The organism is Pontibacillus sp. ALD_SL1 (genome assembly GCF_017355605.1).
This window is the reverse complement of sequence record NZ_CP062974.1, coordinates 2,646,479-2,662,060: the sequence shown is the minus strand read 5'-3', so window position 1 is coordinate 2,662,060 and position 15,582 is coordinate 2,646,479. Positions and strand designations below refer to the sequence as shown.

Sequence of the window (15,582 nt, the reverse complement as noted above, 5' to 3'; positions counted from 1 at the left end):
GCCCCCTTTGTAGGTATCCTAACGGTATCGGAGGAGGCTTTACTATGATTCGTTATGTGTGTGCCGGGCTAGTGCTGTTATTTATTCTATTTATATCAGAAAACCAGATTAAAGCTGAAGTCATTCATATTACTCAAAAAGACGATACGCTCTACAATATAGGGGAACGCTATAATATCCCGCCTGATCAGCTAGCAAAGTTAAATGGAATGTCTAAGGAACGAAAGCTTGTACGAGGCCAGTCCATTTTAGTACCAGGTCAGGCATACATCGTTCAACCATCAGATACTTTATATAAGATCGCCAAACGTCACAAGGTAAGCGTGAATGAAATCATGGAGAAGAATGATTTGAAATCAACAAAGATTCTTAAAGGTCATACGCTTACTGTTCCCAAAAAACAAAAGACACCTATAAAAGTTGGAGCCTATTTTATTCCTCAAGACAAAGTATACAATGACCAGATCATAGATAATCTTGGTCAGTATTTAACAACGATCTATTTATTCAGCTACACACCGAATAGAGATGGGACGTTAAGCCCTATATCACTAAAAGGAAGTGTGAATAAAGCCTGGAGAAAGGGGGTATTGCCATTTGCTACTGTGACAAATTTAAGTGCAACCGGGTTTGATCCAGATCTTGCCCATGAACTAATTCGTACAGAAACAAAGCGAAAGACATTTATCAATCACCTCTATTCTTTATTAGACCGTCATGATTACAAAGGTGTAGTGATTGATTTTGAAGGGCTTCATCCTGAAGATCGGTCTTTGTTTTCTCGTTTTATTAAAGAGCTTAGCGATCGTTTGCACCCGAATAATATGAAAGTACATGTTGCCGTTCCTCCTATGCAAGGGAGTAGTTCTCCTTCTTATAGTGCCGCTTTTGATTATAAGACACTTGGGGAGCATGCAGACACTCTTTTTCTTATGACCTATAATTGGCACTGGCTTGGAGGATCATCTGGACCCATTGCGCCTATTTATAAAGTAAAGAAGACGTTAGAGTTTGCTACATCAGTTGTTCCGCGGGAAAAACTAATGCTTGGTATTCCAATGTACGCCTACGATTGGGTGGTCTCTAGTAAGGAAAATGTCGAAGGAAAAGCTTATTCTGTTCAAAATGCAATTGCCACATATATTCGTCATGAGAGTCAGATTTATTATGATGAGCAATCAGAAGCACCGTGGTTTCGATATAAGGATGAACAAGGTCGCACGCATGAAGTATGGTTTGAAGACCCGAGAAGTTTATTAGCGAAGTTTGAACTTGTTCGGGACTATCAGTTAGGTGGAATGGGGGCTTGGCAGCTAGACTTTAGTATGCGCCAGAGCGAAACTTTATTGAGATCTGAGTTTAGCGTGCTGAAATAAAGGGAAAAAAGAGTTGTTGGGTTTGCTTTTTCTATTTCCGCTTATATCTAGAGCGCAATTTTGCATTTTTGTATACGAAAAAAACGATATTAAAATACTGTAAAGAATGTAATAGTTGTTTTCACCCTTTTGCGAGGGTGGCTTTGAGCAGGTATGATGAAACTACCCTGTAACGATCAGAACAACGAGAAAAGGATGATGTATATGTCACAACTTATTTTGGCTTCTTCTTCTCCAAGAAGAAAAGAACTATTAGAACAAGTTCATATCCCATTTCAAACAAAAAAGCAGGATGCGGACGAGTCAAGTTTACCATTTTATAATCCTCGTGCTTACGTTCAAGCTCTAGCTGAACTTAAAAATCGTACGGTCGAACTTCAAAAACACAATGAAGTTATTTTAAGTGCCGATACAATCGTAAGCTTTGAAGGTAAAGTGCTTGGAAAGCCACAATCAGCTGAGGAAGCTTATGAAATGCTTTCTATGTTAAGTGGTGCTCAACACGAAGTCTACACGGGGGTTATGCTTCGCTCTTCGGAACAAGAATCGTTTATTGTAGAGAAGACAACGGTTGAATTCTGGCCATTAACGAAGGATGAAATTGAATACTACATCGAAACAGGCGACCCTTTTGATAAAGCGGGTGGCTATGGTATTCAAACATATGGTGCTACGTTGGTGAAAGGGATTAAAGGGGACTACAATAATGTTGTCGGTCTGCCACTTTCTCGTGTCGTTCGCTCCTTGCAAGCTTATGGCGTCTATCCTTCTTTACCTGAAGTGGAGAATGAACGTACAGGGAATTAAGTGAAGGGAGGCGTTGATGTGCCAGAAGTGCCTGTATTTATTAAGCAGGTCCCCCAGGAAGATCGTCCGAGAGAAAGGCTGATTCGACTGGGGGCACGTCAATTGTCCAATCAAGAACTGCTGGCTATTTTGTTAGGAACAGGTACCAAGAAAGAATCGGTGACCTCTTTATCTCAAAGGTTGCTCGTTCATTTTGAGGGGTTACTGTTATTGAAAGATGCAACGATTGAAGAGCTAACAGCCATTAAAGGCATAGGAGAAGCGAAAGCTGTGAATGTTCTGGCGGCTCTTGAAATTGGCAAGCGGATTCATTTTCATAAACCAACAGAGCGCTATACCATTCGAAGTCCTGAAGACGGGGCTGATTACGTCATGGAAGAAATGCGCGATTTAAAGCAGGAGCACTTTGTGGTCCTTTTTTTAAATACCAAAAATCAAGTCGTTCATAGACAGACTATTTTTATTGGCAGTCTAAATGCCTCAATCGTACACCCTAGAGAGGTGTTCAAAGAGGCCGTGAAACGCTCTGCAGCTTCAATTATTTGTGCCCATAACCATCCCTCGGGTGACCCCTCCCCATCTCAAGAAGATATCCACGTCACGCGTCGGCTTATCGAATGTGGAAAGATGTTAGGGATTGAGGTTCTTGATCACCTTGTCATTGGTGATCATAAATATGTCTCACTTAAAGAAAAAGGATATTTGTAAGATCGCTTCTGTTTCAATTGTATAAGTCTCCCCCTCCTTTCCTTCGATCTGCCTATTCTAGAAAAAATGACCCGATTACTACTATCTATTTCTTCTGTTTTTTCGTATAATTGAAAAGAAACCCAATGCTATCAAGCGCCAGGCGTAAAGTATTCTTACTTACGTTTGGCGCTTGTTCACTTGATAATAAAAGATGTTCCTACTAATGGGGAATAGGGAATTGAACTGAAACAGGTTTGGATTACATATTAATTATGAGAACGAATAAAGACGTTCGTGAACCGGTCATAGAAAGGAAGATGTAAGGTGGTTGGATTTGGATTTTCGCAAGATTTAGGTATTGATTTAGGTACGGCTAACACGCTAGTTTTCTTAAAAGGTAAAGGGGTTGTCGTGAGAGAACCTTCTGTTGTTGCTAAAAATATGAACTCAGGAGAAATACAAGCGGTAGGTAGCTCGGCTAAGAATATGGTAGGGCGTACGCCTGCTAATATATCAGTCATTCGACCGATGAAGGATGGGGTTATTGCAGACTACGATACCACAGCTGCTATGATGAAATATTACATCAAGAAAGCCCAGAAGAATCGTTCTTCATTCGCTAGGAAACCAAATGTAATGGTTTGTGTTCCTTCTGGTATCACAATGGTAGAAGAACGTGCGGTGATTGATGCTACAAAACAAGCTGGAGCTAAGGATGCATTTCCAATAGCTGAGCCTTTTGCTGCGGCGATTGGTGCTGGTTTGCCAGTGTGGGAACCGACTGGTAGTATGGTTGTAGACATCGGTGGAGGAACGACAGAAGTAGCGATTATCTCACTTGGTGGAATTGTTACGAGTCAATCTATTCGTGTAGCAGGCGACGAGATGGATGACTCCATTATCCAATACATTCGTAAGCAATATAATTTAATGATTGGTGAACGATCAGCTGAGACGCTAAAAATGGAAATCGGTACAGCAGGAAATCCTGCAGAAGGTGAAGAATTGGATATTAGAGGGCGTGACCTTGTGACGGGTCTGCCGAAGACAATTACCATTACCGCTGAAGAGATTGCAGGATCGCTTAAAGACACAGTCGATCAGATTGTGGATGCCGTGAAGAATACGCTTGAGAAGACTCCTCCAGAGCTCTCAGCAGATATCATGGATCGTGGTATTGTCTTGACTGGAGGCGGAGCCCTTCTGAAGAATATTGATACAGTCATTAGCGATGAAACAAAGATGCCTGTGTTTGTGGCGGAAGACCCACTTGATTGTGTCGCAATTGGTACAGGTAAATCTTTAGAATATATTCATCACTTTAGATCACAGCCGAACGTGGCTTCTAGAAGCATGGATTAAGTAGGTGTAAGGTATGCCATCATTTTTTCGAAATAAACGACTGATTCTCATTCTTGTAAGTATTATATTTCTGGTGGCGCTCATTGGATTCACAATTCGAGATCGAGAGAATTTAACCCTGCCAGAGCAATTCTTGCAAGATACAATCGGTTGGGTTCAGACAGCTTTTCATGCCCCGGTACAGTTTGTTACAGGGACATTCGACAACGTGTCTGATATTAAAAACACGTATGAACAGAACAAAGTGTTGAAGCAAAAGTTGCTTGAGGACCGCAATTTACTTGAAGATATACAGCTTTTAAGGAAAGAAAATAAAGAACTTCGCAGTATGTTAGATAAGAATGAAAGTTTAGGTGGTTATACCCCAATCCAGGCTACTGTTATTGCACGAGGGCCTGAAGAACGGTGGTATAAACAGCTTACGATTAACAGAGGTGAGCAACACGGGGTTCAAAAAGGTATGGCGGTCATTACTGGTAAAGGAATGATTGGGAAGATCCAGAGTACCTCTCAGGTAACTTCAACCATACAGCTTCTGAGTGGATTTGGGGGAAGCAACCTAATCCACGCGAAAGTGGTCGGAGAGGACAATCAATATGGTCTAATCGAAGGTGGGTATGATGAAGAGAAGAAAGCTCTACTCTTGAAGGAAATCCCTTATGATGCCAAGATTGAAAAAGGCCAGCTTGTCGTTAGCTCAGGAATGGGAGGCGTATTTCCTAGTGGTTTAGAAATTGGGAAAGTGCGTGAGGTTGTTATTGATGAATACGGCCTAACCCAACTTGCTTATGTGGAACCAGCAGCTGACTTTTATGAGATTAACCACGTGTCTGTTGTAGATCGTGATATGTTCTCACCAGAGCTAGATGAACAACCTGAGGATCCAAATGAAGAGGAGGAGGGACAATGAAGCGTTTACTCCTTCCTGCTATTCTTTTAGTATTTCTCATATTAGAAGGGACGGCTACAGATTTCTTGCCGAAAGAATGGCTGCTCTCTGATTACTATATGATCCCGCATTGGGTGTTTGTCATCCTCGTGTACATAGCTATATTTTACGATTTTGACAGCACGTATTATTGTGTGTTTTATGGCATTATATTTGGTTTTCTTTTTGACCTCCTTTATACAGATATTTTAGGGGTATATATGTTTACCTACGGAATTGCGGCTTATATCATCCATGGAGTGAAGAAGCTCTTACATGCAAACATGTTTGTCGCAATTCTAATGAGTATAGTTGGTGTAGCATTAGCTGATGCTCTCATATTCTTCTTGTATTCTTCCGTACAAGGGTTTGTAATGACGTGGAAAACCTATGCGCTTATGAGTTTGATTCCCACATTACTGGCTAACCTAGTATTCACGCTCGTTTTATATCCATTCTTACCACCGCTTCTTTACAAGTGGTCAGAAGAGCAATTGGCAAGCCAGAAAGCCGTGTAGGCAAAAGGAATTGCGAGACAAAGAGTCGAATATATTGTTTGAGGTGAAGCTTCCGTGAGTACCAAGAAGCAAGTCGTTACTATAAAAGGCACAAAAGATGGCCTAACATTACACATTGATGATACATGCTCGTTTCACGATGTTTTGTTTGAACTAGACCGAAAGATTTCCGGGAATTATGTTGACGAAGACCAACCGATGATTACTGTAAATATTCAGCTAGGAAATCGGTACTTAGATGAAGAGCAAAAAGAAGAACTTCGTGAAGTGATTCGTCGTCATAATAAGCTAGTTATTGATGAAATTCACTCTAACGTTATAACAAAGGATGAAGCACACGAATGGGAGATTGACCGCGCTGTTAATCCAATCTTTAAAGTCATTCGAAGTGGACAAGTGTTAGAGGTTCGCGGTGATTTATTACTCGTTGGAGATGTAAACCCAGGAGGAAAAATTGTCGCAACAGGAAACATCTATGTAATGGGAAATTTAAGAGGAATCGCCCACGCAGGCGTAAATGGAAATACAAAAGCTGTTATCGCTGCTTCATACATGAAGCCAAACCAGCTTCGCATTGCAGATCTTTTAAGCCGTTCTCCTGATTATGATGAGGCTGAAGGAGCGTATATGGAATGCGGGTATGTAGATGACAAGCAAGAAAAGATCATAATTGATCGTTTGCAACTTCTCACACAAAAGCGCCCTGAGTTAGCAGGGGTAGAAAGGAGCATGCTAAATGGGTGAGTCGATCGTAATTACATCAGGAAAAGGTGGCGTCGGAAAAACCACGACTACAGCCAACCTCGGAACAGCCTTAGCGCTTATGGGGAAGAAGGTGTGTTTAGTTGACACAGATATTGGACTTCGGAACCTGGACGTGGTGATGGGACTTGAGAATCGTATTATCTATGACATTGTCGATGTCATTCAAGAGCGTTGCCGCCTTAAGCAAGCTTTAATAAAGGACAAGCGTTTTGAGTACCTATCTTTATTACCTGCTGCCCAAACCAGTGATAAATCAGATTTAACTCCAGAGGGTATGGTCACGATCGTTCAAGAATTAAAGCAGGACTATGATTACATATTAATTGATTGTCCTGCGGGTATTGAACAAGGATATAAAAATGCTGTGGCTGGAGCTGATAAAGCTATCGTTGTAACGACACCAGAGAAATCTTCAGTACGTGATGCTGATCGAATTATTGGTTTGTTAGAACAAGAGGATGTAGAACCTCCTCGTCTTATTGTAAACCGCATTCGAAATCACATGGTCCAAAATGGAGATATGTTAGATGTCGACGAAATTGTAACCATCTTATCTATTGATCTATTAGGAATCGTGGCTGATGATGACGAGGTCATTAAAGCATCCAATCACGGAGAACCTGTAGCCTTTCAACCGAATACAAAAGCAGCATTAGCCTACCGAAACATCTCAAGAAGAATCCTTGGTGAATCGGTGCCGTTATTATCACTAGAAGAAAATAAAAGCTTTGTTTCTAAGGTGAAACGATTTTTTGGGATCCGTTCTTAAAAAAGCTATATCTAGACTAATAGTGAAAAGCTCAGTCCAGTGTTTTTGAAAACGCTGGACTGAGCTTTTTTGCGAAAGTTGTACAATGATAAGGGAGGGTGGTTGAAGACTCAAAGTTGAAAGGGTGTTTCCGATTGCGTTATTAGAGCTTAAGGTGGTTCAGGAAATCACTCGCTTTCCGCAGTCCCACGCAACGTGGGGGCGTTCGACGTTGGCTATTAACACGGTCTTAGTCGAACCTCCTCTTTCACCAATGAGCCTCCTGCTGCCTCAGGGGGCTCGCAATTTCCTGAACCACCTCTGTCATATATGCTGTAACGGAAACATGCTATATGTGGGATTATCGCAACTCTCACCACCCTTTAAATGGTGGGACGTTCATAGAATTATAGCCAGGGGTGTATGGGGAACGGGGAGACTCCTGCGGGAGAAAGAGGTAGACGAGATCCCGCAGAGAGCGGAGCGAACGAGGAAGCTCGACAGCTCGCCCGCGGAAAGCGAGTCGTTCCCCAGACAACCCAAGCGCTCAATAAACGTAACGTCCCCATGCACACAATATTGAGAAATCCTAGCCTTATTCTTTCTCCCAATTCATAACTCGTCTACCTCCATCATAAACTTGTACAAAGAATGGATGAAGGAATGAGGAGAGGCTATGAAAAGAGACGTTAAAGACATTCGAAGATCAATCGCGGAACGTAAAAAGAAGCGAGGGGTGGGAGGAGAACGAAAGTCTACATCAACTCAGGCTGTTTCTTACGTACAAGAAGAAGAGAAACACGGCTACTTCCCTTTTTCTGAAAATGATCGTGGTTCAAATGCAAACGCTCAGTTCCTGACGGCTTTCTTATTTAAAAGTGTTATTGCAGGTGTTTTATTTTTCTCCGTTGCGATCCTTTACAGACTCGATGTCGCATTCCTGGAGACCCCGAAACAATGGGTGGATCAGGCGGTAACAGAAGAGTTTCAATTTGCTGCTGTGAATCAGTGGTATATGGATAAGTTTGGTGAACCACTAGCGTTTCTCCCTCAATCACCGGGAGAAGGTGAGGTGGTTCCAACTGCATCGGGTGAATTAGCCCTACCTGTGAGTGGGAGTATAAGGGAATCATTTCAAACAAACGGTCAGGGGGTTGTCATTGAGACTACTTCAAAAGAAGACATTCTCGCTTCTGGTTCCGGGATGGTGGAGTTTGCAGGAAAAAAAGAGGATACGGGGAATACCGTCATTATTCAACACGCAGACGGCAGTAAATCTCACTACGGGTACTTATCAGAAATTAATGTGAATCAGTACCAACAGGTTACAGCGGGTAATGTCATCGGCAAGACGGCACCTGCTGAAAACGGGACAGCTGAAACGGTCTATTTTGCCATACAAAAAGGTGGTCAATTTGTTGATCCAATTGAGGTGATCCAGGTTCATGACGAGGCTGATCAATAATCATTTTCACGTTCATCCGCTGCTTTGGATACTGCTTGGGATCGGCATTTTGACCGGTTCCCTGTGGCAACTTGTTATTATGTTCTCTCTTGTATGGATACATGAGCTGGGTCATTATGCAATGGCCCGCTTTTTTAAGTGGAGAATTCGCTCGGTTATGCTTTGGCCTTTTGGTGGAGTGATGGAAACAGAAGAACATCATACACGACCATTCCATGAAGAGGTTCTTGTTGTTGTAGCTGGACCTTTACAGCATGTGTGGTTATGGGGAGCTATTTCCTTGTTGGGGTATACAGGGTGGTTGTCACCGGCCACCATCGAGATGATGCATGTATACAACGGGATTTTGTTTTTATTTAATTTATTACCAATTTGGCCGCTTGATGGAGGGAAGCTTTTGTTCCTTTCTCTTTCCTATGCGCTGCCGTTTGTACGCGCTCAGCAAATTCTATTGTATTTATCAGTCTTCTTCTTGGTTGTCTCGCTAGTCTCTGCTTTAATCTTCTTACCTTTTTCGTTAAGTACAATCTTTTTGGCAGCTTTCCTGTTATGGGAAAATCGGCTAGAATGGAAGCAAAGAGAGTATTCCTTTCTGCGTTATCTAATGAAACGCCATGAACAGAATGGTGAAAAGGTTCATAAACTCCGTGCTATTCACGTGAATGAAGATATTCCTGTGATGCACATCTTTAGGCAATTCAAACGAGGAAACCACCATCAAATTTTTGTAACACGTCCGAATCAAAGTCGAGCGCAAATTGATGAAGGTGAATGTTTGTATTATTATTTTACAATGAAACAATCTCGGGCTAAAGCAGCAGAACTCGCAGAATGGTTTGCTTCATAGAGAAGGTGAGAATAGATGAAAGACATTTATATTCAAACGGTGCCAACAGAAAAATGGGCAGTCGTCATGGAAGAAAGTAAGATCGACCTGGTATCTGTTTCAAGACAAGATGACGAAGATCTCGTTGGAAATATATATATAGGAAGAGTCGTTAATATCGAGCCAAGCTTACAAGCGGCCTTTGTACATTTTGGCCCCAGTAAGCTTGGCTTTTTGAAATGTTCAGAGATTCCTGATTCAAGACAGAATCCAGAAAAACGAATTGAACAGCTCATCCACGAAGGTCAGGCGTTATGGGTTCAGGTTACAAAGGATGCCATTGAAGATAAAGGGGCGCAGTTAACGGCGAATGTTACGTTGCCAGGCCAGGACATCGTTTACCTCCCTTTTGGCCAGTACCACGCTGTGTCGAAGAAGATTGAAGAAGACAGACGTAATGAATTAATGGAATTAGCCTCAGGTTGGAGTGAGGGAAAAGAAGGGGTCTTGTTTAGGACGTCTGCTAAACATGTATCTGATACTAGATTACTGGAGTCCTGCGGTCGTTTGAAACAAGAATGGAAAGAGATCGAAACAGCCCTCCAAAATCGCAAACCACCTGCCCTGGCTTTTGAGGACCCTGTTATACCTGATCAAATTGTAAGACAATACGGTGAAAATGAAGTTCAATCGATTACAGTCGATGAACAATGGGTGAAGCGCCATATCGATCATCGTTACCCTCATCTTGCATCTAAGTGTGAGTGGAAAGATTCCACTCATCAAAAACCTTTTACAATAGACCAAGTGATCGAGAAGGTTATCGAGCGCAACGTGCCGCTCCAAGGTGGGGCGGAGATTGTGGTGGATCAGACTGAAGCTATGGTAGTAATCGATGTAAATTCAGCCAAAAAAGTGGGGAAAACCTCGAAATCTCAATCAGTGCTGCAAACCAACGTCGCCGCGGCCAAAGAAGTAGCTAAACAAATCAGGCTCAGGAATTTATCTGGCATGATTTTAATCGACTTTATAACGATGAAAAATCCAAAAGACCAACAAAAAGTTATAACGGCTTTGAAAAAGGAGCTTAAACAAGATCCAGTTCGGTCTGAAGTACTAGGATTTACGAAGCTTGGACTGCTTGAAATGACGAGAAAGCGTACCTCGTCCTCTCTTTCTTATAGGATCGCTGAAAAAAGGCCGGATCATGTGTTAACACTTGAGACAAAAGTCTACCAGCTAGAGAGGGAACTTCTTTCTTATCGAAGAAGTGATAAGGAGGTTATCGTGCTTGAAGTCGATCCCGAGCTCCTTTCCTTGTTCAGGGAGAAAATCGACATCGAAAAAATAAAATCTTTCCTTTACAAAGAGGTCTATGTCCTTAATAATAGTAAAAGCGATAGTTCCTATCGCATCCGTTATGTAGGAGATGAGAAAAATCTGCAAGAGCGACCTTTTTATATCGACGGGTCTCTTGACAGGTTGTTTTAGAGGTGGTAACATCTATATGTTATGTCTCGTAGCACCAAGTGCTACAACCGCTCAAAACAGGTTTTTAAGCTCTTAGGTGAGCACCTGCATGGCGAGTCTGAGTGCAAGAGGAGGTGCAAGTATGTACGCAATTATTGAAACTGGTGGCAAACAAGTCAAAGTAGAAGAAGGTCAAACAATCTACGTTGAAAAAGTTGAAGCTGCTAATGGTGAAAACGTAACGTTCGACAAGGTACTTGTAGTAGGTGGCGAAGACACAAAAGTCGGAGCTCCTTACGTAGACGGTGCTTCTGTTACGGCTAAAGTCGACAAACAAGATCGTGGCCGTAAAGTAACTGTATTCAAATACAAGCCTAAAAAGAACTACAAGCGTAAACAAGGTCATCGTCAACCTTACACAAAACTTACTGTTGAAAAAATCAACGCGTAAGGGTGCCTTATGATTCAGGTACTTGTAACACGAAATGAGCAAAGCCACATCATAGACTTTGAATTGAGTGGACATGCAGAGAGCGGTCCTTATGGACATGATCTCGTTTGTGCTGCTGTTTCAGCTGTATCTTTCGGTGCAGTAAATGCTGTGATGGAACTTTGTGAGTTTGAACCTGTCATCGAGCAAGAGGGTGAAGGTGGCTATTTGAGAGTTGAACTCCCGGATTCCCTTTCTCCTGCTGTGTTTGAGAAAGCGCAAGTCTTGTTAGAAGGCATGATGATATCACTTAAAACAATTGAACGTGATTATGGTCAATATATTACAATAGTCGAACCATAAGGAGGTGCAGCCCAATGCTACGTCTGAATTTACAATTCTTCGCCCAAAAGAAGGGTGTAGGTAGTACAAAGAACGGTCGTGACTCTGAGTCTAAGCGTCTTGGAGCGAAGCGTGCTGACGGTCAGTTTGCGACAGCTGGTTCTATTCTTTACCGTCAACGTGGTACAAAAGTTTACCCAGGTGCTAACGTAGGCATCGGTGGTGACGACACACTATTCTCTAAAGTAGATGGTGTTGTTAAATTTGAACGCTACGGTCGTAACCGCAAAAAAGTTAGCGTATACCCTGTAGCTCAAGAAGCGTAAGCTTTTTAGAAAAACTCTAGCCTTCGGGTTAGAGTTTTTTTATTGAGATGTGAATGAGTGAGATGAGCTGGTGCTCGAAATATTAAGCATCTTTTGTCATATGAAATCGTAAAGGAAAACCTCTCTTATGAACCCTCTGGAATTAAATCGCTACTTTTCAACAATCTTTTCCCAATGACCCTAAGTCTGCTATACTTTTACTATTATGATAAAAGGGGCGGGATATGATGAAAGTTGATGAGGTGGAGAATCTCTTGAGGCACTACCGGCATGATTGGATGAACCAGTTACAGCTTGTGTATGGATATGCCACAATGGACAAGATGGAATTAGTAAAAGAGAAACTCCAGCATATTATTGCGGTTTCAAGAGAAGAATCAAAACTAATGAGTCTTAAGGCACCAAGGTTTTCGCTTTGGGTCGTGCAGTTCCGTGAGCATTATAATCAATTTCATATGACCTATCATGTAGATTCTTCGCTAGACTTGTCTGCTTTTGATCAGTCCTTGGTTCACTCATTAAACCAATTCATGTCGAATCTGAAAAAGCATGTGAATGAACTGAATTTATACGAAATAGAGATGTCTGTCACGAAGGGTGAAGCACCTGTCATCACGCTGGATGTGAGTGGGGATTTAAATGCAGTAGAAACCCTGAAGTCAGAGATCCAACCAATACAATTTGTAAAAGACATAGAGATAACAGACAGACAGATGTTAATCTCTTTGTTATTAAAATAAGAGGTGAAAGAAATGTTTGTCGATTCGGTTAGTGTTTATATAAAAGCCGGTGACGGAGGAGACGGAAGTGTATCCTTTCGTCGAGAGAAATATGTTCCTATGGGCGGCCCAGCTGGCGGTGACGGTGGTAACGGAGGCGACGTAATCTTTGAAGTCGATGAAGGCTTAAATACACTTATGGACTTCCGGTATAATCGTCATTTTAAAGCGAAACGTGGCGAACACGGAAAAAGTAGAGGGGCGCACGGGAAGAACTCTGATCCTCTAATTGTGCCGGTCCCTCCAGGAACAACGGTAAGAGATGCTGATACTGGAGATGTCCTTGCTGATTTAATTGAACACAAACAGCAAGCCATTATCGCTAAGGGGGGTCGTGGTGGCCGTGGAAACATCAAGTTTGCGACACCTCGTAACCCGGCACCTGAGATTTCTGAGAATGGTGAACCAGGTGTAGAGCGTAATGTTTCATTAGAATTAAAACTGATGGCTGACGTTGGACTTGTAGGATTTCCGAGTGTGGGGAAATCGACACTTCTATCTGTTGTTAGTGCAGCTAAGCCTAAAATAGCTGAATATCATTTTACAACCATTACTCCGAATTTGGGAGTAGTTGAGACAGAAGACCAGCGTAGTTTCGTTATGGCTGACCTTCCTGGATTAATTGAAGGCGCTCATGAAGGGGTAGGGCTTGGTCACCAGTTCTTGCGCCACGTTGATCGTACGCGTGTTATTGTACACGTTGTGGATATGGCGAGTATGGAAGGGCGCGATCCATATGAAGATTTTGTGACGATCAACGAAGAGTTAAAACAATACGATGAAACGATATTAGAACGTCCTCAAATTATCTTAGCAAGTAAGATGGATATGCCTGAATCTGAGGAAAAGCTTGAAGAATTTAAATCTCAGCTTGAGCAAGATATTCCGATTTACCCGGTCTCTTCTATTACACGTCAAGGGTTAAAGGAAGCATTGTTCGCAGTTGCAGATATTCTTGAAACAATTCCAAAAGATGATACGCCTGTTGAGGAAGTGGAAGAACGCGTTGTGTACCGCTTCGAGAAAGAAGAGACTCCGTTTGAAATTACGCGTGAATCTGACGGTGCCTTTGTGTTAAAAGGACCGAAGATTGAGAAATTATTCAAGATGACCAACTTCGACAGGGACGAATCTGTCAGCCGATTCTCTCGTCAGCTACGTACAATGGGAGTAGACGATGCCCTACGTAAACGTGGTGCGAAAGATGGCGATACGATTCGCTTACTTGATTTTGAATTTGAATTTGTCGAATAGACTATTCAAAAGGGGAACGAGATCATGAGTATAAAAAATGAACAATTTTTTTTAGTCCGTAGTGACGTTTTACCAGAGTCCATGCAGAAAACATTAGATGCAAAAGCCTTGCTTGAGAGAGGGAAAGTTGATTCGGTTCATGATGCGGTACAAAAAGTAGACTTAAGCCGAAGTGCGTTTTATAAATACAGGGATGCTGTATTCCCTTTCCAAGCAATGGTGAAAGAGAAAATGATTACGCTTTTCTTTCATTTGGAAGATCGTTCTGGTACGCTTTCTCAATTACTTGCGGCGGTTGCTGAATCAGGCTGTAATATTTTAACGATACACCAAACGATTCCGTTACAAGGGAAAGCGAACGTAACGCTTTCATTGAATACATCTGGTATGAGTCAATCAATTGATCAATTATTACAAGATTTCAAACGCTTAGACTTTATAGACCGAGTAGAGGTTGTAAGTAGCGGAGCATAGCTGAGGGGGATTCATTGTGGTGAAAGTAGGATATCTAGGTCCAAAAGGAACATTTACGAATATAGCAGTAGACGCACTTTTTGAAGCGGACCAAACGGTTAGTTTCCGAACGATTCCAGAGTGTTTAGATGCGGTGGACACACAAGAAGTTGAGCTAGCGGTGGTTCCTGTTGAAAATGCAATTGAAGGGACAGTGTCCATGACAATTGACTATTTAATTCATCAAGTGGAACTACCTATTATCGCAGAAGTGGTTGTGCCAATTACGCAGCATATCCTCGTTCATCCTGAGTTTGAAGGGGATGTGGAGCGTATAGAGCACGTGTATTCTCATAGCCATGCTATTGCTCAGTGTCACCAATTTATTCATAAAGAGATGCCTGAGGTTGAAGTGCATTATAGTGCTTCAACAGGAGAAGCGGCTGCAAAGGTGAAGGAACTTAAAGGTCAGCACGCTGCTATAGGGAATGCTCTTGCGGCGCAAGAGTACGGTTTAAAAGTGTTAAGAGAAAATGTTCATGATTATGATAATAACCATACACGCTTTGTGGTGGTTCAAAAAGAGCAAGCTCCAGTAGAGATGAAGGATCATGAAGTGAAACAACAAAAAACAACACTAATGGTTACGTTGCCTAGTGACCGAGCAGGTGCGCTTCATCAAGTTCTCTCCGCCTTTGCTTGGCGAAAAATGAACCTTTCAAGAATAGAATCACGGCCTATGAAAACCGGGTTAGGCAACTACTTCTTTATTATCGATGTTAATAAATCCTATGATTCCATACTGTTTCCGGCTCTACAGCAAGAACTAGAAGCGTTAGGGTGCCAAACCAAAATCCTAGGCACTTATCCTTGCTTTGAAATTCAGTCAAATGCAGTTCATGAAATGTAATAAAAAGGCCTCTTTCCTTGTTAGGGAAGAGGCCTTTTTGATTTAGTAAAATATATGCCGTAGTTTAGAGGTTGCGCTATATAGAGGCCTGAAGATTGATGTGCTTCGTTGCTTTTTAACACAATTCGAGTCG

The 15,582-nt window shown here is 42.0% G+C and carries 18 protein-coding genes and 1 other annotated feature; all 18 genes read left to right on the top strand.

Features of this window, described 5'->3' with window-relative positions; translation table 11 throughout:
* Positions 1-44: 44 nt before the first annotated feature.
* The 18 genes from IMZ31_RS13585 (at position 45) to pheA (ending at position 15,449) form a co-directional block, all read left to right on the top strand.
* Entirely contained in the window at positions 45-1,376 is a 1,332-nt protein-coding gene (locus IMZ31_RS13585; protein WP_207527852.1) for a glycoside hydrolase family 18 protein, read from the top strand.
* Positions 1,377-1,580: 204 nt separating this feature from the next.
* Complete coding sequence (locus tag IMZ31_RS13580; protein WP_207527851.1) at positions 1,581-2,183, top strand: Maf family protein; 603 nt, start codon at positions 1,581-1,583, stop codon at positions 2,181-2,183.
* An 18-nt stretch (positions 2,184-2,201) separates the two neighbouring features.
* Positions 2,202-2,891 (top strand): RadC family protein, encoded by a 690-nt coding sequence (gene radC, locus IMZ31_RS13575; protein ID WP_036784687.1) that lies wholly within the window; start codon positions 2,202-2,204, stop codon positions 2,889-2,891.
* A 306-nt stretch (positions 2,892-3,197) separates the two neighbouring features.
* The gene (locus tag IMZ31_RS13570) at positions 3,198-4,235 is read left to right on the top strand and encodes a rod shape-determining protein (protein WP_188651295.1); all 1,038 of its coding nucleotides are present in this window, start codon (positions 3,198-3,200) and stop codon (positions 4,233-4,235) included.
* 13 nt (positions 4,236-4,248) lie between these two features.
* Complete coding sequence (gene mreC, locus IMZ31_RS13565; RefSeq protein WP_207527850.1) at positions 4,249-5,145, top strand: rod shape-determining protein MreC; 897 nt, start codon at positions 4,249-4,251, stop codon at positions 5,143-5,145.
* Complete coding sequence (gene mreD / locus IMZ31_RS13560; RefSeq protein WP_207527849.1) at positions 5,142-5,681, top strand: rod shape-determining protein MreD; 540 nt, start codon at positions 5,142-5,144, stop codon at positions 5,679-5,681. The genes mreC and mreD overlap by 4 nt, the downstream gene beginning before the upstream one ends.
* 54 nt (positions 5,682-5,735) lie before the next feature.
* The gene (gene minC, locus IMZ31_RS13555) at positions 5,736-6,425 is read left to right on the top strand and encodes a septum site-determining protein MinC (RefSeq protein WP_207527848.1); all 690 of its coding nucleotides are present in this window, start codon (positions 5,736-5,738) and stop codon (positions 6,423-6,425) included.
* Positions 6,418-7,215 (top strand): septum site-determining protein MinD, encoded by a 798-nt coding sequence (minD, locus tag IMZ31_RS13550; RefSeq protein ID WP_207527846.1) that lies wholly within the window; start codon positions 6,418-6,420, stop codon positions 7,213-7,215. The genes minC and minD overlap by 8 nt, the downstream gene beginning before the upstream one ends.
* Positions 7,216-7,870: 655 nt before the next feature.
* Positions 7,871-8,659: a M23 family metallopeptidase gene (locus tag IMZ31_RS13545; protein WP_207527845.1), complete on the top strand. Its 789-nt coding sequence runs from the start codon at positions 7,871-7,873 to the stop codon at positions 8,657-8,659.
* On the top strand, positions 8,640-9,506 hold the full coding sequence (locus IMZ31_RS13540; protein WP_207527844.1) for a M50 family metallopeptidase: 867 nt from the start codon (positions 8,640-8,642) through the stop codon (positions 9,504-9,506). The genes IMZ31_RS13545 and IMZ31_RS13540 overlap by 20 nt, the downstream gene beginning before the upstream one ends.
* 15 nt (positions 9,507-9,521) lie before the next feature.
* The gene (locus IMZ31_RS13535) at positions 9,522-10,976 is read left to right on the top strand and encodes an Rne/Rng family ribonuclease (protein WP_207527843.1); all 1,455 of its coding nucleotides are present in this window, start codon (positions 9,522-9,524) and stop codon (positions 10,974-10,976) included.
* A gap of 35 nt (positions 10,977-11,011) precedes the next feature.
* Positions 11,012-11,085 (top strand) — a sequence feature (ribosomal protein L21 leader region).
* Positions 11,086-11,097: 12 nt separating this feature from the next.
* Complete coding sequence (gene rplU / locus IMZ31_RS13530; protein WP_036784710.1) at positions 11,098-11,406, top strand: 50S ribosomal protein L21; 309 nt, start codon at positions 11,098-11,100, stop codon at positions 11,404-11,406.
* A gap of 9 nt (positions 11,407-11,415) precedes the next feature.
* Positions 11,416-11,748, top strand: a complete 333-nt coding sequence (locus tag IMZ31_RS13525; RefSeq protein ID WP_207527842.1) for a ribosomal-processing cysteine protease Prp — start codon at positions 11,416-11,418, stop codon at positions 11,746-11,748.
* Between the two features lie 14 nt (positions 11,749-11,762).
* Positions 11,763-12,053 carry a 50S ribosomal protein L27 gene (gene rpmA / locus IMZ31_RS13520; RefSeq protein ID WP_036784714.1) on the top strand — a complete coding sequence of 97 codons (291 nt, stop codon included), beginning with the start codon at positions 11,763-11,765 and terminating at the stop codon, positions 12,051-12,053.
* A gap of 224 nt (positions 12,054-12,277) precedes the next feature.
* Positions 12,278-12,793, top strand: a complete 516-nt coding sequence (locus tag IMZ31_RS13515; RefSeq protein ID WP_207527841.1) for a Spo0B domain-containing protein — start codon at positions 12,278-12,280, stop codon at positions 12,791-12,793.
* A 12-nt stretch (positions 12,794-12,805) separates the two neighbouring features.
* Positions 12,806-14,086, top strand: a complete 1,281-nt coding sequence (obgE, locus tag IMZ31_RS13510) for a GTPase ObgE (RefSeq protein ID WP_207527840.1) — start codon at positions 12,806-12,808, stop codon at positions 14,084-14,086.
* 24 nt (positions 14,087-14,110) lie between these two features.
* Entirely contained in the window at positions 14,111-14,560 is a 450-nt protein-coding gene (locus IMZ31_RS13505; protein WP_305849390.1) for an ACT domain-containing protein, read from the top strand.
* Between the two features lie 16 nt (positions 14,561-14,576).
* Positions 14,577-15,449, top strand: coding sequence for a prephenate dehydratase (pheA, locus tag IMZ31_RS13500; RefSeq protein ID WP_207527839.1), 873 nt, complete (start codon positions 14,577-14,579; stop codon positions 15,447-15,449).
* The last annotated feature ends 133 nt before the right edge of the window (positions 15,450-15,582 follow it).